The following is a 19,137-nucleotide window of genomic DNA, read 5'->3' on the forward strand; positions in this document are numbered from 1 at the left end:
CAAGACCGTGTCTCATGAGTCACTATCGCCCAAAAGACACTTGTCCGCTTACTTTTGGAAAAGTCTGTTTTTATTCATTCATTCGGTAATTATTAATATCTCCTCAATCGATTTGTTGGTGACTCCTGTCCTAACTACTCACCAGCACAAACCACGATTGGATTTTGATTTAGAATCAAAATAAAATTATAGTCAGATATTGTTTAAGAATCAATATCTTCCGTTTCCTCAGATGATGTATTTTTATCAGTAGTAGTACTATCATCCGTCACATCTGGTTCTTCAGTTGGAGGTGGCGTTTCCTCTGTAGAAGCTGGCGTTTTCTGTTGTTCTTCTTGCTCTACTTTTGTAATATCTGCCTTCACTTTTATTTTCTTGTCAGATATTTTTGTCACACCATCTGGTAATTTTACATCAAATTCATATGTTTGAGACTCAGTAATTTTTGACAGGTCAACTATAACTGGAATTTCTGTCAAACCGTCAATAATTGATTTTCTACCATACACTTTTATCATCCTTGGCGCAAATGTTAACGAATTGATCGTAATGTCTTGTGCTGCTTGCCCTGCTTCTTTCAGGACCACTGGAATCTCTCGACTATATTCTGCTATATCAACTTGAACCTTCACAGTTTCAGGCTCTATCGTCACATCTAACTTGTTTAGATCTCGATCTAATACTTTTACTGCCGCATCCTGCGAGAATGATTGCTTCAAGCCTTGCTCACCTGCAACAGTAGCTTTTACATAGCTAATGCTTTCAATAGCACTTTTTGCACCTGTTACGTAAACGGTTGGTGGATCAGCAGTCATATCTTTTAAAATATAGCCTTCTTCGATTAGTCTATTATTCATTTCAGGGTCCACTCGGAACTCTTTCGTGACCTTTTCCTCAATATTCACATGAATAGTTGCAGGGTCTAATGTAACCTTTAACTTATCAGAAATATTTTCGTATTGTAGCTTTACATCATGCTCCCCAATCAATAGATTACTTAAATCGACAAATACAGAGAAATCTTTTGTAGCTCTTGTTTTTATAACAACAGGCATTGGCCCTTTTATCTTCACATCTACTGTTTCAGGTAAGCCTGTTACAATCAGATTTTCATTATCATAGTAAACATCTACTGGTACATCTCGAATAATATCCGTCTGTTCGGTCGTTGTTGTTGTATTGATTGGAGATAACTCGGTACGAACTGAGAAAAAAAGCAAAAATGCCAAAAATAGCGCGATGATTCTTAATACCCAAGGGCTATCCATCATTTTATCCATTCTTTTTCCCCCTCCAAGTCAACTTAGAGGCAGCATTTGACTCTTGTGCTGAACCGAACCACATTTTTCGTAATAGTGTTTCAAACTCCTCTAGAGAAAGATTACGGTGGAGATTACCATTTAACGTAATACTAATTGCACCTGTTTCTTCTGAGACAACAATTGTAATAGCATCCGTAACTTCACTTAAGCCAAGTGCAGCACGGTGACGTGTCCCTAACTCCTTTGAAATAAATGGACTTTCAGATAGGGGTAAATAACAAGCTGCTGCTGTAACTTTATCTTTTTGCATAATAACCGCTCCATCATGAAGTGGTGTATTCGGTATAAAGATATTAATCAGCAGTTCTGATGAGATTTCAGCATTTAGTCCTATACCCGTTTCAATATATTCATTAAGACCTGTTTCTTTTTCAATAGAAATTAACGCACCGATTCGACGTTTAGCCATGTAACTAACAGACTTCTTCATCGCCTCAATGAGCCTTGTTTGTTCTTCTTCTTCTTGACTTGATGAACGCTGGAATAACTTTCCTCGCCCAATTTGTTCTAAACCACGTCTGATTTCTGGTTGGAATATGATAATAATCGCTAAGAAACCAAACTCAATGACCTGTTGTAACATCCAGCCTAGAGTTTGTAACCCTAAAAGGTCTGTTGCAAGTCGGGCAATAATAATGACAAATATTCCCTTCAGTAATTGGACAGCCTTCGTACCTTTAATGAGGGTTAAGACTTTATAAACAACGTACCACACGAGCAGTACATCAATGAAGTTAATAACAATATTCACAGGTGTTAAATCCGTGAAATGTTCGATAATTTGCACGTGGCATCCCCCACTTTTCATTGCGAATCCATACACATTCAAGTATATCACATTCTTAACAAATGTAACTTTTTTCAAATAAAAAGTCTACTCATAAGAGTAGACCTTTCAGCCTCTCACGTGCACTATTTTTTAGGACGTATAGAGTGTTATTTAGTTTCATCTTTTTCCTCAAATGTCATGGCCGTTTTTACAGAATTTTTAATCGTATACCATAACCATTCAAATACTTCGTCAATTTCCTCAATTTTGCCTGAAACTACCGCTGAAGATGCCATATATTGCCCGTTAATTACTGTGACATTGCCATCAACTTCACCTTCAACAACCAAATCACCATTTTTAACAACAATATCGCCCTTCACTACTTCTCCTTCAGGTACAATCACCGTTTGACCATCAACAACTAAGTTTGGTTGTTTAGTCACTGAAAAATGCTGGTCATCCATAAAGCTACCCATCAATGTAGCACTCATGAATAAGCAAAATACCGCTGCTGCCACAAAGAACGGATGCCGGCGTATCCATTTTTGTATACCTACTCGACTTTTTGGTTTTGGTAAACGAGCCATCACTGCTGCTTCAAAATCCGGAGGCGCTGTAATATGGGAAGCACTCTTCACAAAGGCGATTGTTTCACTCAATTCTTGCATCAACTGTTTACAATCATTACATGTATGCAAGTGTTGTTTCAACTCTTGCTCATGCTCACGACTAATGTCACCGTCTAAATAATCATGCATATAGTCTATAATATGCTCTGGACAAGTATTCATGACGCTCCCCCTCCTACAGATTGTTTAATTGCTTACGTAATGCCTCACGTCCGCGGTGAATCCTCGTTTTCACCGTTCCAAGCGGCATATCTAAAATCTCGCTAATCTCTTGTAACGATAACTCTTCTATATATTTCAATACTATAACCGAACGGTATTTATCCGGCAAACGTCCAATTTCATATTGAATGCGATCTTGCAGCTCCATTTGCTCTAACTGCTCCTCTGGTAGCTGGTCGTCTGCTGCGATTTGCGAATACATATCAAGCCCTTCTGTACCAGCTACTTCTGCATCTAAATAATAATCCGGTTTCTTTTTGCGAATACGGTCAATGCAGAGGTTTGTCGCTATGCGATAAAGCCACGTCGAAAACTTTCTTTTCTGATCAAAAGTATGCAAATTCATATAAGCACGCACAAAAGCTTCTTGAGCAATGTCTTCAGACTCTTGTTTGTTGCCTAACATTCGATAGCATACTTGGTACAGTTTGTGCTGATAGAGACTCACAATATCGGCAAATGCGTTTTGATCGCCTTTAAGCACTTGTTTTATTCTCTTGTTTACTAACGCATCCATTGTGTTGACTTCTCCACCTTTACAACTGTCTTATACTATACGACCTATCGATAAGAAAAGTTTCGTTTTAATTCAATTATAACAAAAGATTTTTATGCAATGTGGCAACAGGCAATTTTTTGTCAAATTTTCTTTAAACTAGTGTCTCTCCGAATAAAGATCCCATTAATGCAACAGCCACATTTGCTGTTGTATTCTTTTCATCTAAAATTGGGTTTACTTCTACAAACTCTGCTGATGTTAGCATCCCTGATTCTTGTAACATTTCCATTGCTAAATGACTTTCTCGATACGTAATTCCTCCAGGAACGGGTGTACCAACTCCTGGCGTGTAAAGCGGATCTAAGCCATCTAAATCAAGTGATAGGTGTAAGCCATCAACATTACGTTCTTTCAAGTAAGCAAGTGCATCTTCCATGACACGCGTCATACCAAGTCGATCAATCTCGTGCATTGTATATACTTTAATCCCTTGTTGACGAATTAACTCACGCTCACCAGGATCTACTGAACGAGCTCCGATAATAATAACGTTCTCTGGTTTAATTTTCGGTGCGTAATTACGAATTTGCACTAAGCGCTCATGACCTAGTCCAATACTAACTGCTAATGGCATCCCATGGATGTTGCCAGATGGTGTTGTTTCAGGTGTATTTAAATCTGCATGAGCATCATACCAAATAACGCCAAGATTTTTATAATGCTCACCTAATCCAGCTAGTGTACCAATAGCAATACTATGGTCACCGCCAAATACAAGTGGGAACTTATTTTGTTCTACTACTTCATGCACGCTATTAGCTAAAGCCGTGCTAACATCTACAACTTCCTCTAAATTCAGTAACTTCTCATCGACAGGTGCGTCTGCAAGTTTTTGACTGACACGAATATCCCCTTGGTCTTGTACTTCATGTCCAATAGCCTCCAAACGTTCCACAACGCCTGCATAGCGAATCGCGCTTGGCCCCATATCTACACCACGACGTGTTTGTCCATAGTCTGTTGGTACTCCAATAATAGAAATATTAAGTTTATTCATGTTTTTATACCCCCTAAAAGTTATAATATTATTGTAAAGCCTAGATACCACTTGGCTCAACTAGACAAAAAAATGCATATTTATTCAATTTTTGATAACATAAAAAAATCTCCTACTGTTTTCAGTAAGAGATTAGTTATCTGTAGTTATTATAACACTTTTGAATATACTTTATTCTAAAAAAGTGAGCCATGAAGGACTCGAACCTTCGACCCTCTGATTAAAAGTCAGATGCTCTACCAACTGAGCTAATGGCTCATCAAAGAAAAATGGCTGGGGTACTAGGATTCGAACCTAGGCATGACGGAATCAAAATCCGTTGCCTTACCGCTTGGCTATACCCCAATCATATATAAAACTGGTGGAGGGGGACGGATTCGAACCGCCGAACCCTAAGGAGCGGATTTACAGTCCGCCGCGTTTAGCCACTTCGCTACCCCTCCGAAATAACACAATAATGGTGGAGGATGACGGGCTCGAACCGCCGACCCTCTGCTTGTAAGGCAGATGCTCTCCCAGCTGAGCTAATCCTCCATAGAAACAGGTGTTATGTCACAGTTTATTTTTCTTTAGAAAGCCTATGTTTTAAATGGTGACCCCTACGGGATTCGAACCCGTGTTACCGCCGTGAAAGGGCGGTGTCTTAACCACTTGACCAAGGGGCCAGTATCACGTCTCAAACAAGACAAGATTTATAATAACATCATTTCTTAATAGTTGCAATACTTTTTTATATTTTTTTATGTATAACAGCTTCTTAAAAATGGGCAAAAAAATGGCTCCGAAGGCAGGACTCGAACCTGCGACAACCTGATTAACAGTCAGGTGCTACTACCAACTGAGCTACTTCGGAACGATACTATTCAATTCGGTTTTAGACAACCTCTTAAGTACATTTATTATTATAGCAAGCATTATAAATTATGCAACATATTTTATAAAAATTTTTATATTTTTTGTCGAAGTAGGTTTAAAAATTAATCCAAAAGCATAATAGTGCTCTATTAAATCTAATATTTCTATTTTGCGTGCTAAATATTCTTGCTGTATATTATTGCAATTGTTAAAATAAAAATAGTTTTAAGAATTTTCTATCAAATTTCCTGGGGGAGGAATATTCGGATGGTAATAAATGATTTAATTGCACCTGAATTTTATAATATCACAGAGGAATTAGAAAAGTTTTCACAAGATAGTGATCGCCAAGCAATACGCTGGTTAAATACGCAACAAGAGAGACGAACAGTTTCCTATGTAGAGCTTGTCCAAAAAATGAATCAATACGCAAATGCTTTTACAGAGACAGGACTTCGAAAGGGAGATCGCGTTCTAGTTATTATTCCTCGCCTACCAGAAGCCTATTTTGTTTTTCTTGGCTGTTTAAAGGCTGGTATCGTGCCTATTTCATGTTCAGAAATGCTACGTGCAAGTGACTTAGAATATCGAATGGAGCACTCTTCTGCTAGTGCAGTTATTGCCTATGAAGCATTTACAGGTGAGGTTGACCAAATTTCTTCTACTGTAGACACATTAAAGAACAAATTAGTTATTGGTACTGCAAAAGGCGATTGGGCTTCTTTAGATGTACTGGCAAGCACACAGTCAACTACATTTACAGCAGTAGCTACTAAACGTGATGACATGGCGTTCCTTTCCTATACATCTGGGACAACTGGGAAACCTAAAGGTGTAGTACATTCACATGGCTGGGGATATGCGCATATTCGAACAGCTGCTTCAAAATGGCTCTGTGTACGTGAAGGCGACTTAGTATGGGCTACAGCAGCTCCTGGTTGGCAAAAATGGATTTGGAGCCCATTCTTATCTACAATCATGCTTGGTGCTACTGCATTTGTTTATCATGGTGGATTCGATGCAAAAACGTACCTTCAGCTCATGCAAGATGAAAAAATAAATGTCCTTTGTTGCACACCGACTGAATATCGTATTATGGCGAAAATTGATAATTTGCAAGACTATAATCTTTCATCCCTCCGTAGTGCAGTCTCTGCTGGTGAACCGTTAAATCGTCCAGTCATTGAAACATTTATGAATCGTTTCGGGCTAAAAGTACGTGATGGCTATGGACAGACAGAGAATACATTATTAATTGGTACACTCGAAAACACTGAATTACGCCCTGGATCCATGGGTGTTCCAACTCCAGGTAATATTGTACGTATTATCGACAATGAAGGAAATGAAGCACCTGTAGGAGAGGTTGGCGATATTGCCATCCACAAATCCTCACCAGCTCTATTTAAGGAGTATTACAAAGAGCCAGAACGAACGCAAGCTGCATTTCGCGGTGATTGGTATATTACTGGCGATCAAGCTAAATGTGATGAAGATGGGTATTTCTGGTTTGAAGGTCGTGGAGATGACATTATTATATCTTCTGGTTATACGATTGGTCCATTCGAAGTTGAAGATGCATTAAACAAACATGAAGCTGTACAAGAATGTGCAGTTGTTGCTGCACCTGATGAAATTAGAGGCCATATTGTGAAGGCCTTTGTTATCCTACGAGAGAGCTTCAAAGAGCGAGATGAAGCCGAGTTAACAAAGGAGTTACAAGAGCATGTAAAGGCGTTAACAGCACCGTATAAATACCCTCGTAGTATTGTTTTTATTGATGAGTTACCAAAAACAACATCCGGAAAAATTCGCCGCATTGAACTACGAGCTACCACTGTTCAAACTCATTAAATATCAAAAAAGAAGGCATTCCATTTAAGGCATGCCTTCTTTTTTATATTTTATAAATCATCTCAATTTATTAGTTAGCTTAAGTAAAAAAAGCCACTACTGAGTGTATCAGCAGCGACTTTTTGCGCCTAGCGACGTCCTACTCTCACAGGGGGAAGCCCCCAACTACCATCGGCGCTAAAGAGCTTAACTTCCGTGTTCGGTATGGGAACGGGTGTGACCTCTTTGCCATCATCACTAGACTATGGTCGGCTTTCAATATACATCGCATTTCTTCGTCAGCTTCTGTCGTTCAGTCAGTCACGTACTTGAGTACGCTCCTTCCCTCTCTCCATTGCTTCCTCGAACTACTCGTATCTTGAAACCCTTCATAAAAGAAATTATTCTTTCAAAACTGGATAAACGGTTCATTGAATGGTTCAAACATTTTTGGTTAAGTCCTCGATCGATTAGTATTCGTCAGCTCCATGTGTCACCACACTTCCACCTCGAACCTATCTACCTCATCGTCTTTGAGGGATCTTACTTACTTGCGTAATGGGAAATCTCATCTTGAGGGGGGCTTCATGCTTAGATGCTTTCAGCACTTATCCCGTCCACACATAGCTACCCAGCGATGCCTTTGGCAAGACAACTGGTACACCAGCGGTGTGTCCATCCCGGTCCTCTCGTACTAAGGACAGCTCCTCTCAAATTTCCTACGCCCACGACGGATAGGGACCGAACTGTCTCACGACGTTCTGAACCCAGCTCGCGTACCGCTTTAATGGGCGAACAGCCCAACCCTTGGGACCGACTACAGCCCCAGGATGCGATGAGCCGACATCGAGGTGCCAAACCTCCCCGTCGATGTGGACTCTTGGGGGAGATAAGCCTGTTATCCCCGGGGTAGCTTTTATCCGTTGAGCGATGGCCCTTCCATGCGGAACCACCGGATCACTAAGCCCGTCTTTCGACCCTGCTCGACTTGTAGGTCTCGCAGTCAAGCTCCCTTGTGCCTTTACACTCTACGAATGATTTCCAACCATTCTGAGGGAACCTTTGGGCGCCTCCGTTACCTTTTAGGAGGCGACCGCCCCAGTCAAACTGTCCGCCTGACACTGTCTCCTGCCCCGCTAAGGGGCATGGGTTAGAATTTCAATACAACCAGGGTAGTATCCCACCGACGCCTCCTTCGAAGCTGGCGCTCCGAGATCTCTGGCTCCTACCTATCCTGTACAAGTTGTACCAAAATTCAATATCAGGCTACAGTAAAGCTCCACGGGGTCTTTCCGTCCTGTCGCGGGTAACCTGCATCTTCACAGGTACTATAATTTCACCGAGTCTCTCGTTGAGACAGTGCCCAGATCGTTACGCCTTTCGTGCGGGTCGGAACTTACCCGACAAGGAATTTCGCTACCTTAGGACCGTTATAGTTACGGCCGCCGTTTACTGGGGCTTCAATTCGCAGCTTCGCTTGCGCTAACCACTCCTCTTAACCTTCCAGCACCGGGCAGGCGTCAGCCCCTATACGTCACCTTACGGTTTTGCAGAGACCTGTGTTTTTGCTAAACAGTCGCCTGGGCCTATTCACTGCGGCTCTCATGCGCTTGCACGCTCAAGAGCACCCCTTCTCCCGAAGTTACGGGGTCATTTTGCCGAGTTCCTTAACGAGAGTTCTCTCGCACACCTTAGGATTCTCTCCTCGACTACCTGTGTCGGTTTGCGGTACGGGCACCTCTCACCTCGATAGAGGCTTTTCTTGGCAGTGTGAAATCAGGAACTTCGTCCATACGGACTCGCCATCACAGCTCAACGTTACAGTGTGCGGATTTGCCTACACACACGCCTTACTGCTTGGACGCGCATAACCAACAGCGCGCTTACCCTATCCTACTGCGTCCCCCCATTTCTCAAACGGTGAGGAGGTGGTACAGGAATATCAACCTGTTGTCCATCGCCTACGCCTATCGGCCTCGGCTTAGGTCCCGACTAACCCTGAGCGGACGAGCCTTCCTCAGGAAACCTTAGTCATACGGTGGACGGGATTCTCACCCGTCTTTCGCTACTCATACCGGCATTCTCACTTCTAAGCGCTCCACCAGTCCTTCCGGTCTGACTTCAACGCACTTAGAACGCTCTCCTACCACTGACATCGTAGATGTCAATCCACAGCTTCGGTGAATCGTTTAGCCCCGATACATTTTCGGCGCAGCGTCACTCGACCAGTGAGCTATTACGCACTCTTTAAATGATGGCTGCTTCTAAGCCAACATCCTGGTTGTCTGTGCAACGCCACATCCTTTTCCACTTAACGATTACTTTGGGACCTTAGCTGGTGGTCTGGGCTGTTTCCCTTTTGACTACGGATCTTATCACTCGCAGTCTGACTCCCGTGTATAAATATCTGGCATTCGGAGTTTGTCTGAATTCGGTAAACCGGGATGGCCCCCTAGTCCAAACAGTGCTCTACCTCCAGTATTCTCATCACGAGGCTAGCCCTAAAGCTATTTCGGAGAGAACCAGCTATCTCCAAGTTCGATTGGAATTTCTCCGCTACCCACACCTCATCCCCGCACTTTTCAACGTGCGTGGGTTCGGGCCTCCAGTAAGTGTTACCTTACCTTCACCCTGGACATGGGTAGATCACCTGGTTTCGGGTCTACGACCACGTACTATTTCGCCCTATTCAGACTCGCTTTCGCTGCGGCTCCGCCTTCTAAAGCTTAACCTCGCACGTAATCGTAACTCGCCGGTTCATTCTACAAAAGGCACGCTATCACCCATTAACGGGCTCTAACTACTTGTAGGCACACGGTTTCAGGATCTCTTTCACTCCCCTTCCGGGGTGCTTTTCACCTTTCCCTCACGGTACTGGTTCACTATCGGTCACTAGGTAGTATTTAGCCTTGGGAGATGGTCCTCCCAGATTCCGACGGAATTTCACGTGTTCCGCCGTACTCAGGATCCACTCAGGAGAGAACGAACTTTCGACTACAGGGCTTTTACCTGCTCTGGCGGACCTTTCCAAGTCGCTTCATCTAACTCGCTCTTTTGTAACTCCGTATTGAGTGTCCTACAACCCCAAGAGGCAAGCCTCTTGGTTTGGGCTCTTCCCGTTTCGCTCGCCGCTACTCAGGGAATCGATTTTTCTTTCTCTTCCTCCAGGTACTTAGATGTTTCAGTTCCCTGGGTCTGCCTTCAAGACGCTATGTATTCACGTCAAGATACTACGCGATTAAACGTAGTGGGTTCCCCCATTCGGAAATCTCCGGATCAAAGCTCACTTACAGCTCCCCGAAGCATATCGGTGTTAGTGCCGTCCTTCTTCGGCTCCTAGTGCCAAGGCATTCGCCGTGCGCCCTTAATAACTTAACCTATCAGCTTTCAATACACATCGCATTTCGTTGTCAGCTTCTCTCGTTCAATCAGTCACGTACTCAAGTACGCTCCTTCATTCACTCGATTGCTTCCTAGAACTGCTCGTGTCTTGAAACCTTTTAATGTTATTAAGCCTATAAAAAAACTTAAAAAAATAAATGTGTTTGTTACAATTTCAATGTCGTTTTATCCAGTTTTCAAAGAACAAGTTTTGAAGATTTTCATTCAAGAAAGAATGAACCTTCAAAACTGAACGCAAAACGTAATCTTACAAACCCTAGGTTTGTATTCCGAAATAATCCTTAGAAAGGAGGTGATCCAGCCGCACCTTCCGATACGGCTACCTTGTTACGACTTCACCCCAATCATCTATCCCACCTTCGGCGGCTGGCTCCAAAAGGTTACCTCACCGACTTCGGGTGTTACAAACTCTCGTGGTGTGACGGGCGGTGTGTACAAGGCCCGGGAACGTATTCACCGCGGCATGCTGATCCGCGATTACTAGCGATTCCGGCTTCATGTAGGCGAGTTGCAGCCTACAATCCGAACTGAGAACGACTTTATCGGATTAGCTCCCTCTCGCGAGTTGGCAACCGTTTGTATCGTCCATTGTAGCACGTGTGTAGCCCAGGTCATAAGGGGCATGATGATTTGACGTCATCCCCACCTTCCTCCGGTTTGTCACCGGCAGTCACCTTAGAGTGCCCAACTAAATGATGGCAACTAAGATCAAGGGTTGCGCTCGTTGCGGGACTTAACCCAACATCTCACGACACGAGCTGACGACAACCATGCACCACCTGTCACCGTTGCCCCCGAAGGGGAAACTATATCTCTACAGTGGTCAACGGGATGTCAAGACCTGGTAAGGTTCTTCGCGTTGCTTCGAATTAAACCACATGCTCCACCGCTTGTGCGGGCCCCCGTCAATTCCTTTGAGTTTCAGTCTTGCGACCGTACTCCCCAGGCGGAGTGCTTAATGCGTTAGCTGCAGCACTAAGGGGCGGAAACCCCCTAACACTTAGCACTCATCGTTTACGGCGTGGACTACCAGGGTATCTAATCCTGTTTGCTCCCCACGCTTTCGCGCCTCAGTGTCAGTTACAGACCAGATAGTCGCCTTCGCCACTGGTGTTCCTCCAAATCTCTACGCATTTCACCGCTACACTTGGAATTCCACTATCCTCTTCTGCACTCAAGTCTCCCAGTTTCCAATGACCCTCCACGGTTGAGCCGTGGGCTTTCACATCAGACTTAAGAAACCACCTGCGCGCGCTTTACGCCCAATAATTCCGGACAACGCTTGCCACCTACGTATTACCGCGGCTGCTGGCACGTAGTTAGCCGTGGCTTTCTAATAAGGTACCGTCAAGGTACAGCCAGTTACTACTGTACTTGTTCTTCCCTTACAACAGAGTTTTACGAACCGAAATCCTTCTTCACTCACGCGGCGTTGCTCCATCAGGCTTTCGCCCATTGTGGAAGATTCCCTACTGCTGCCTCCCGTAGGAGTCTGGGCCGTGTCTCAGTCCCAGTGTGGCCGATCACCCTCTCAGGTCGGCTACGCATCGTCGCCTTGGTGAGCCGTTACCTCACCAACTAGCTAATGCGCCGCGGGCCCATCCTATAGCGACAGCCGAAACCGTCTTTCAGTGTTTCACCATGAGGTGAAACAGATTATTCGGTATTAGCCCCGGTTTCCCGGAGTTATCCCAAACTATAAGGTAGGTTGCCCACGTGTTACTCACCCGTCCGCCGCTAACGTCGAAGGAGCAAGCTCCTTCTCTGTTCGCTCGACTTGCATGTATTAGGCACGCCGCCAGCGTTCGTCCTGAGCCAGGATCAAACTCTCCATAAAAGAAATTTGAATAGCTCAAATTGTTTTGCTGGCATCAATTTTGATGTCCAAAATTTTGTTTCGTTCACTAACCAAGGTTAGTTACTGAAAACTTTATTGATTACGTTTTGCTTGTTCAGTTTTCAAGGTTCATGTTTTTTATTTCGCTGTCACCTCTTGGCGACTTATAAATAATAACATCGATTATTCATGAAAGTCAACACTAAATCATAAGTTTTTTTAAAGAGATTCATTTTTTATTTAAAATCTTAGAAATGAGGTTATTATTATGGTCCGCAAAACGTTGATTTCACTGCTTTTAATCGTAATCCTTTTTGCTTTTCTAAAGCCTATAAACTCAACGATGATTTCTGTATTTAATATTGCGAATGCACCAGTAGTGGTCACAAAAGGACATTATGGCACATCTCTTATAGTAGAGATTTCTTTCTCTGATGACTCTCTATTAGAATGGCTTCAAACGGTGAAAGAGCCTTATCCTCTTCTACTTTTAGATACCGACTGGATTAAACGTTCACCCGAACATTTAAAAATTATACAACAACGAAAATTGCCTACAGGACTACTTGGTCCAGATGATTCAATAGAAGAACCCGTTGACATTGCGCTCATTCAAAAAGATATTGATATCTATGAAAAGTATTTAAAGGAAAAACCTTTATGGTTTGCTACCCGAAATCATCAATATTCGCAGGATTTACAGAAATCTTTATTCCAACAACAAATGAATTTACTGTCGCCTTCTCTTATTTGGCAGGGTGAGAAAACACCTAAATTACAAAAAGGTGATTTTGTATTTTTCCCACTCCATCAAAATAATCAAATATCTTTTAAAGAGCTTAACGCTCTAATACAACAACATAAGTTTATGTCAATTGAAGAAAATATATTTGGTTATAAAGTTCAAACTAAAAAAGCCCCATAAAAAAATTGCCTCCACTAAAGTGAGGCAATTTTTTCTTATGCATTTTTAGCCTGTTCACGACGAGCTTTGCGGCGTGCTTCTAATTTTTGACGATCTTCATCGGATTTTGCATTATATTTAGGCAATACTAGTAATTGATACGCATTAACAGCCAATAATGGGAATAATAAAAGCGCAACATATTCATTAATATTTTCATCGCGACCCATCAATGCAATTGTCCATTCCAGCGTTGTAATGACAATCATAAAGAATAGAGCCGAAATCATTACATGCTTTTTCCCCGTTAATTTTACTTTTTGAACAGCCGTTGCTATTGCACCAAATATTAGAACAATTAATAATCCAACGTAGAACAACCAGCTCTGCCCATCCTTCACACCAGGAATAAAGCGGAAGAATATAATATCGAAAATCGTTATGGCAATTAATAATAGCTGTACCCAATTCCATAATGTCAGTGTTCTAAAAATATTAACACCTACTTGATGAAGTGTTAAATAAGCAAAAAAACCAGCTTGTGCTATAACACTCATGGTAAACCCTAAGAAAACCATCCATAAAAGTCCAGCGAAAAATTCGCCCCATTGACCATTTGCTATGTATGGTTGGAAAAATTCCCAGCGAATAAATAAACTAAAAACTCCGTTGACTGCACCACCAACGAGCATTGCAAAGAAGAAAAACTTTGCCCAATTTCGTATCGTCACAACTAAAAGTCCCCCAATTTCTCAATATATCTGTCCTTATTTTATCAATGCCTTGTTAAAAAAGCTATTTCTCATCCTAACCAATACATAAAGTCCCGAGAAATGTGAACAATAATTGAAAGAGTCTATCTAGAGAAAGGACTGATTGTCGATGCGAAAATTCACCTTATTATTGATTCTAATGCTTTTTCTTTCTGCCTGTTCACAAGATAAAACCTCTACCATGTCCTATGATGAAATAAAAAAAATCATGATTGACTCTTTGCAAACAGAGGATGGTAAAAAGGCATTGCGACAGCTTTTGGAGGAGCCAAGTTTCCGTGAGCTTTTGATTTTAGAGCATGATGAAGTGAAAAAGGCTACTGAGGAAACATTACTTTCCAAGGAAGCAGAAGACTTTTGGAAGAAAACCTTTGAAGATCCAAAATTTAAAGAAACTGTTGCAAAAAGCATGCAAAAACAGCAACAGGATATTATGAAGGACTTAATAAAAGATCCGACTTTCCAAAAGGATATGGAGGCCTTTTTTGGGCAACCCGATATGCAAAAGCAGCTAGAGACCATCCTAAAATCATCCAATATGCGCAAGCAAATGGAGCAAGTGGTAAAGGAAACGATCGAAAGCCCTTTAATGCAATCTAAATGGCAGGAACTTATTAAAAAGAGTGGCGAAACGGGTTCATCAGGAAGTGGCGATAAGAAAGAAGCTAGTGGTGAAAGTGATGGCGGATCGGATAAGGAGCAAAAAAGTACTGAGTAACCATAGCAATTTAAAAACGGATTTCCCCATAAAAGGTGGAAATCCGTTTTTTATTTATTTACTTAATTTATCAATGATTTTCGTCGCGATGTCTAAATAAATTTGACCTGTTGTATGTTTCTCAGCATAAACAGACGGAGCAAAATCTTCTTCTGTCCAATCTGGTTGACCAAGCGGGATCTGTCCAAGCAGCTCTGTACGTAATTCATCAGCTAGCTTAGGTCCGCCTCCTTGTCCAAAGACAAATTCTCGATCACCTGATTTAGATTCAAACCAAGCCATATTTTCGATAACACCTAAAATTTCATGGTCTGTTTGAAGAGCCATTGCTCCTGCACGAGCTGCAACAAATGCTGCTGTCGGGTGCGGTGTTGTGACAACAATTTCTTTTGATGATGGTAGCATTTGATGGATATCTAATGCTACGTCACCTGTGCCTGGCGGTAAATCTAATAGTAGATAGTCTAGCTCTCCCCATTCAACATCACGGAAAAACTGATCTAATACTTTACCTAGCATTGGACCACGCCATACAATCGGTGCGTTGTTTTCCACAAAGAAGCCCATTGAAATCATTTTTACACCCAAGCGATCTACTGGGAAAATACGATTGTCAACTACTTTAGGCATATCCGTCACACCCATCATATCGGGCACACTAAAGCCATAAATATCGGCGTCGATTAATCCGACCTTCTTTCCTAGACGAGCTAAAGCAACAGCTAAGTTAACTGATACTGTAGATTTACCTACTCCACCTTTACCAGAAGCAATTGAAATCACTTGTACTGTGCTTAGTGGAGATAAAATATCTTGTGCTTCTGACTCTGTTGCAGTGCCACGGAAGCTTTGTAATTTTTCTGTTGATAGTTCTTCAAAACGAATGCCAACCGTATTTGCACCCGCTTCTTTCAATATCTCAACAACCTTCATTTGTAGCTGTAGCTGTTCAGGTGTATTTAATTTAGCGATCGCAATTTTTACACTAACATGATTTTTTTCTTCTTTTATTGCTACGTTTGTAATACCATCTGTTTCTGCAAGCGATTTATGTAAAAATGGATCTTGTAGTTGTCCTAGTATTTCTCGTACTTGTTGTTCAGTAATCACGACGAACACTCCCCTTATATTGTCTCAATGTTAGTATATCATACTGATATGGTTTACGTTGTAGATGTTGCTCTACTCAATCTTAGCTAATAAATACTCTTCTATACCTTCAACTATGGCATCTGCCATTTTTTCCTGGTAGTTCTTATCGATTAATAATGCTCGTTCTTCATCATTACTGATAAAACCAGTCTCTACTAATGCTGCAGGGACTTCTACTTTCTTCAGTAAATAAATTTGCTTAATAGACAAAGCTTCTCGGTCTGTATTTTTTAGATTAGTGCGAATGGATTGTTGAATACTCTTGGCAAGAATTTCGCCATCGGCATGTCCTTCCTTATGATAAAACACCTGTGCACCACGCCATTTTGTTTCGGGTATAGCATTTGCATGAATTGTAATAAATACATCAGGCTTTTCTTTTTCAACGATATCCTTTCTTAAGAAAATATCCTGCTTTTTCCGTTCTCTTAAAGTTCCATATTTTTCCGACGGCGCATGCTCATCAATCACATCTCCATTTTTTGTTCGCGTCATTACGACTGTTGCGCCTTTTTTCTTTAATTTCTTCTCCACATGCTGAGCAATTGCAAGTGTAATTTCCTTTTCAATTACTTCGCCCTTTGAAGCTCCTCCGTCCTCACCACCATGCCCTGCATCAATGACAATTTTGATGCCACCAAGTGGGTCTGGTAAGAAGAAGTTACGGTCCGAAGCATTTGTTTCATATGCCACGACCACTATACTCATAAGCATAATTACTCCTAGTGCAAGCCAGCGCTTCACCCATATCCACCACCCTTTTACATTTAGTGTACGAAATTAGTAGATGAACTATGCCAGAAAGTAAAAAAAACTCCCAAGTAATAAACTTAAGAGTTTTGATTTTCTTCTATAATAAAGGAGGAAGTATCGTTTTATTGCATTGTAAATACAGGATTTAATTCACCTTCATAAGGTTCATGCTCAACAAATACAGTTATATCATTACCGTCTTTGTCTTTACCTGTACGTTTATACGTAAATTTCTTCTCATTGATTTCAGTAATTTCAAGGGCAACGCCATACTTATTATCACCGATTGAAACATGAGCTCTTATTTTATTGCCATGAATGACATTAAAATAACCATAGTCGCCACGACTCTCACCTGTTTCAGGGTTGAAGAACTCATATTTATTTGTATTTGCGTCATATTTTGCAATGCTGATAAAATTTGAATTAAACTCTGTTAAATCATTACCTGCTTCATCTAATACAACAGTTCCGTGCCATAATGTATCAGCTAAAATCTTATCTCCGTCAACGTCTGTAACAATATTACCTGTTGAAACATTCAGCGTTTTATTTGAATCGGTAAATGCCAGTTCATTTTCTTTATATGGAATATGCTCAACGAACACTTCTACCTCATTGCCAGCAGCATCTTTGCCCATTCTTTTATAAGTAAAGATACTATCGTTTAGCTCTGTAATTTCTACAATAGCTTGATAATCCTTGGATTCAGAAATTAAAATTCTTTGTGTCCCATCATTTGTGATAAAGAACGTCCCTTTATCATCACGGCTTTCACCAGTAGCAACGTCAAAGAATTCATAATGACCTGCCTCAGCATCATATTTTGCTAAGCCAATAAAGTTAGAATTCTCCGCGGTTAAATCATTGTTGTCTTTATCATATACTTTTGTGCCTTGCCAATTCGTACTACTTAATATATTGGCCATTTCTTCACCCTTCGTTAATTGCTCCTTTGTTTGGCCCTTCGTTGTAGCAGCACTTTCTGTTTTTATTTCCTCACTGTTCGTATTGTTGCCTTTCTCAGGCTCCTTATCTTGACATGCTGCAAGTAGTGCCATTGCCGCAATTGATACTATCAATAATTTTTTCATACCTCTTACCTCCATTGTTACATTCTATTTTTGAGTTACGCCAAACCCCTAATGACAAATTTCAAGAAAATGCATGGTTTGTAGTACCTTCAAGAACTATATTAAAGTGGAATATTAAACTCCCTCTAAATAATTTCTTAAAAAAACATAAACTTATGCGAAAATATTTTTAATATATCTTAAATCTGTGCAGAAATAGTAATGATTATGTAAAAGGGACAGCTACATACTGGTTCACGCTAGTTATTGGCAATGTTACATCGCATCAAGAATTTGCAATCATCCGCTTTATAAGAAATAAGAGTAAGCAGCCTTTAGTCTAATAACTAAATAACAAAAAGACTCTTTCCACAAAAGTAGAAAGAGTCTTTGTATAGAATGCTGATATTAACGTTTTGAGAACTGAGGTGCACGACGAGCGCCGCGTAGACCTGGTTTTTTACGTTCTTTCATGCGTGAATCACGAGTAAGTAATCCAGCTGATTTTAATGCAGCACGGAAATCTGGGTCTACTTGAAGTAGAGCACGAGCGATACCGTGACGAACAGCACCAGCTTGACCAGTGTATCCACCACCGTTAACGTTTACGTGGATATCATAGCTTCCTGTAGTTTCAGTAGCTACTAATGGTTGTTTAATTACTTCGCGTAATGCAGCGAATGGTACGTATTCTTCGATTTCACGTTTATTGATAACAATTTTACCTGTACCTGGTACTAAACGTACGCGAGCTACAGAGCTTTTACGGCGACCAGTGCCGATGTATTGAACTTGTGCCAAAGTAATATCCTCCTCTTAATTTATATTATCCGCGAAGCTCGTATGCTTCTGGTTTTTGTGCAGCATGTGGATGCTCTGTTCCAGTATAAACGTTAAGTTTAGTGAACATTTTGCGACCTAAAGAGTTTTTAGGAAGCATTCCTTTAACTGCTAATTCGATCATTCTTGTTGGGTACTTATCTAGCATTTCACCAGCAGTACGCGTTTTTAAACCACCTGCAAATTGAGTATGGTGACGGTAAAGTTTACCCTCTAATTTGTTACCAGTTAAATGGATTTTGTCAGCGTTGATGATGATTACGTGATCACCTGTGTCAACGTTTGGTGTGAATGTTGGTTTATGTTTACCACGTAAGATTGCAGCTACTTCAGAAGCTAAACGTCCAAGAGTTTGGCCTTCTGCATCAACTACTAACCATTTACGGTCTACTTCGTGACCTTTAGCCATGAATGTTGTACGCATGTATATATCCTCCTAATCGATTCGATTACCGTTATTTTTCATTAGACTACACTATAAGTTTCGGGGCTTATT

13 protein-coding genes, 6 tRNA genes, 3 rRNA genes and 1 pseudogene are annotated in these 19,137 nt (G+C 41.3%); 3 read left to right on the top strand and 20 right to left on the bottom strand.

All coding sequences use genetic code 11. The features are described from left to right. Positions 1 to 203: 203 nt before the first annotated feature. From V6670_RS21855 to V6670_RS21905, 11 genes are all read right to left on the bottom strand, one after another. Positions 204 to 1,280, bottom strand: coding sequence for a CdaR family protein (locus tag V6670_RS21855; RefSeq protein WP_141905921.1), 1,077 nt, complete (start codon positions 1,278 to 1,280; stop codon positions 204 to 206). Continuing rightward, the gene (gene cdaA / locus V6670_RS21860) at positions 1,273 to 2,109 is read right to left on the bottom strand and encodes a diadenylate cyclase CdaA (RefSeq protein ID WP_089935020.1); all 837 of its coding nucleotides are present in this window, start codon (positions 2,107 to 2,109) and stop codon (positions 1,273 to 1,275) included. Before cdaA ends, V6670_RS21855 begins: the two co-directional genes overlap by 8 nt. 149 nt (positions 2,110 to 2,258) lie before the next feature. After that, on the bottom strand, positions 2,259 to 2,885 hold the full coding sequence (locus tag V6670_RS21865) for an anti-sigma factor (protein ID WP_058845282.1): 627 nt from the start codon (positions 2,883 to 2,885) through the stop codon (positions 2,259 to 2,261). Between the two features lie 13 nt (positions 2,886 to 2,898). Further along, positions 2,899 to 3,462 (bottom strand): RNA polymerase sigma factor SigW, encoded by a 564-nt coding sequence (sigW, locus tag V6670_RS21870; RefSeq protein ID WP_004225410.1) that lies wholly within the window; start codon positions 3,460 to 3,462, stop codon positions 2,899 to 2,901. A gap of 133 nt (positions 3,463 to 3,595) precedes the next feature. Beyond that, positions 3,596 to 4,501 (bottom strand): arginase, encoded by a 906-nt coding sequence (gene rocF, locus V6670_RS21875; protein ID WP_058845283.1) that lies wholly within the window; start codon positions 4,499 to 4,501, stop codon positions 3,596 to 3,598. A 185-nt stretch (positions 4,502 to 4,686) separates the two neighbouring features. After that, a tRNA-Lys gene (locus tag V6670_RS21880) sits at positions 4,687 to 4,759 on the bottom strand. Between the two features lie 12 nt (positions 4,760 to 4,771). Continuing rightward, positions 4,772 to 4,846, bottom strand: a tRNA-Gln gene (locus tag V6670_RS21885). Positions 4,847 to 4,860: 14 nt separating this feature from the next. Next, positions 4,861 to 4,944 (bottom strand) — tRNA-Tyr (locus V6670_RS21890). A gap of 15 nt (positions 4,945 to 4,959) precedes the next feature. Then, positions 4,960 to 5,035, bottom strand: a tRNA-Val gene (locus V6670_RS21895). Positions 5,036 to 5,091: 56 nt separating this feature from the next. Next, positions 5,092 to 5,166: transfer RNA gene (locus tag V6670_RS21900), tRNA-Glu, on the bottom strand. A 111-nt stretch (positions 5,167 to 5,277) separates the two neighbouring features. Then, positions 5,278 to 5,354 (bottom strand) — tRNA-Asn (locus V6670_RS21905). 269 nt (positions 5,355 to 5,623) lie between these two features. On the opposite strand from V6670_RS21905, the gene V6670_RS21910 reads away from it, so the two are divergent. Next, positions 5,624 to 7,210: an acyl--CoA ligase gene (locus V6670_RS21910; RefSeq protein ID WP_141905922.1), complete on the top strand. Its 1,587-nt coding sequence runs from the start codon at positions 5,624 to 5,626 to the stop codon at positions 7,208 to 7,210. A gap of 126 nt (positions 7,211 to 7,336) precedes the next feature. Here the strand turns inward: V6670_RS21910 and rrf are convergent. The 3 genes from rrf to V6670_RS21925 all read right to left on the bottom strand — a co-directional run bounded on the left by rrf (position 7,337) and on the right by V6670_RS21925 (position 12,428). Beyond that, a 5S ribosomal RNA gene (gene rrf / locus V6670_RS21915) occupies positions 7,337 to 7,452 on the bottom strand. A gap of 187 nt (positions 7,453 to 7,639) precedes the next feature. Beyond that, positions 7,640 to 10,567, bottom strand: a 23S ribosomal RNA gene (locus V6670_RS21920). A gap of 309 nt (positions 10,568 to 10,876) precedes the next feature. Continuing rightward, positions 10,877 to 12,428, bottom strand: a 16S ribosomal RNA gene (locus V6670_RS21925). Together the 16S, 23S and 5S rRNA genes form the textbook arrangement of a ribosomal RNA operon. A 268-nt stretch (positions 12,429 to 12,696) precedes the next feature. Here V6670_RS21925 and V6670_RS21930 point away from each other — a divergent pair. Next, positions 12,697 to 13,353 carry a hypothetical protein gene (locus V6670_RS21930; RefSeq protein WP_058845115.1) on the top strand — a complete coding sequence of 219 codons (657 nt, stop codon included), beginning with the start codon at positions 12,697 to 12,699 and terminating at the stop codon, positions 13,351 to 13,353. A 35-nt stretch (positions 13,354 to 13,388) separates the two neighbouring features. Here V6670_RS21930 and V6670_RS21935 read toward each other — a convergent pair whose 3' ends face one another. Then, complete coding sequence (locus V6670_RS21935) at positions 13,389 to 14,063, bottom strand: KinB-signaling pathway activation protein (RefSeq protein ID WP_009374014.1); 675 nt, start codon at positions 14,061 to 14,063, stop codon at positions 13,389 to 13,391. Positions 14,064 to 14,214: 151 nt separating this feature from the next. On the opposite strand from V6670_RS21935, the gene gerD reads away from it, so the two are divergent. Continuing rightward, entirely contained in the window at positions 14,215 to 14,823 is a 609-nt protein-coding gene (gene gerD / locus V6670_RS21940) for a spore germination lipoprotein GerD (protein WP_036129059.1), read from the top strand. Between the two features lie 54 nt (positions 14,824 to 14,877). Here the strand turns inward: gerD and V6670_RS21945 are convergent, their stop codons facing one another. From V6670_RS21945 to rplM, 5 genes and pseudogenes are all read right to left on the bottom strand, one after another. Continuing rightward, entirely contained in the window at positions 14,878 to 15,933 is a 1,056-nt protein-coding gene (locus tag V6670_RS21945; protein ID WP_338652140.1) for a P-loop NTPase, read from the bottom strand. A 72-nt stretch (positions 15,934 to 16,005) separates the two neighbouring features. Further along, the gene (locus tag V6670_RS21950) at positions 16,006 to 16,719 is read right to left on the bottom strand and encodes an N-acetylmuramoyl-L-alanine amidase (protein WP_036129063.1); all 714 of its coding nucleotides are present in this window, start codon (positions 16,717 to 16,719) and stop codon (positions 16,006 to 16,008) included. A gap of 131 nt (positions 16,720 to 16,850) precedes the next feature. Continuing rightward, positions 16,851 to 17,735: pseudogene (locus V6670_RS21955) on the bottom strand (DUF4822 domain-containing protein); the annotation flags it as partial. Between the two features lie 474 nt (positions 17,736 to 18,209). Further along, positions 18,210 to 18,602, bottom strand: coding sequence for a 30S ribosomal protein S9 (rpsI, locus tag V6670_RS21960; RefSeq protein WP_004233744.1), 393 nt, complete (start codon positions 18,600 to 18,602; stop codon positions 18,210 to 18,212). A 25-nt stretch (positions 18,603 to 18,627) separates the two neighbouring features. Then, on the bottom strand, positions 18,628 to 19,065 hold the full coding sequence (rplM, locus tag V6670_RS21965) for a 50S ribosomal protein L13 (protein ID WP_004233742.1): 438 nt from the start codon (positions 19,063 to 19,065) through the stop codon (positions 18,628 to 18,630). Positions 19,066 to 19,137 lie beyond the last annotated feature (72 nt).

The organism is Lysinibacillus sp. Y5S-8 (assembly GCF_036894365.1).
In the GTDB taxonomy this organism is placed as follows: Bacteria; Bacillota; Bacilli; order Bacillales_A; family Planococcaceae; genus Lysinibacillus; species Lysinibacillus fusiformis_D.

Bases quoted from the DNA above. Each gene is read 5' to 3' on its own strand.
- V6670_RS21855 (WP_141905921.1), bottom strand. From the start codon at position 1,280: ATGGATAAAATGATGGATAGCCCTTGGGTATTAAGAATCATCGCGCTA.
- V6670_RS21865 (WP_058845282.1), bottom strand. From the start codon at position 2,885: ATGAATACTTGTCCAGAGCATATTATAGACTATATGCATGATTATTTA.
- sigW (WP_004225410.1), bottom strand. From the start codon at position 3,462: ATGGATGCGTTAGTAAACAAGAGAATAAAACAAGTGCTTAAAGGCGAT.
- rocF (WP_058845283.1), bottom strand. From the start codon at position 4,501: ATGAATAAACTTAATATTTCTATTATTGGAGTACCAACAGACTATGGA.
- V6670_RS21910 (WP_141905922.1), top strand. From the start codon at position 5,624: ATGGTAATAAATGATTTAATTGCACCTGAATTTTATAATATCACAGAG.
- V6670_RS21930 (WP_058845115.1), top strand. From the start codon at position 12,697: ATGGTCCGCAAAACGTTGATTTCACTGCTTTTAATCGTAATCCTTTTT.
- gerD (WP_036129059.1), top strand. From the start codon at position 14,215: ATGCGAAAATTCACCTTATTATTGATTCTAATGCTTTTTCTTTCTGCC.
- rplM (WP_004233742.1), bottom strand. From the start codon at position 19,065: ATGCGTACAACATTCATGGCTAAAGGTCACGAAGTAGACCGTAAATGG.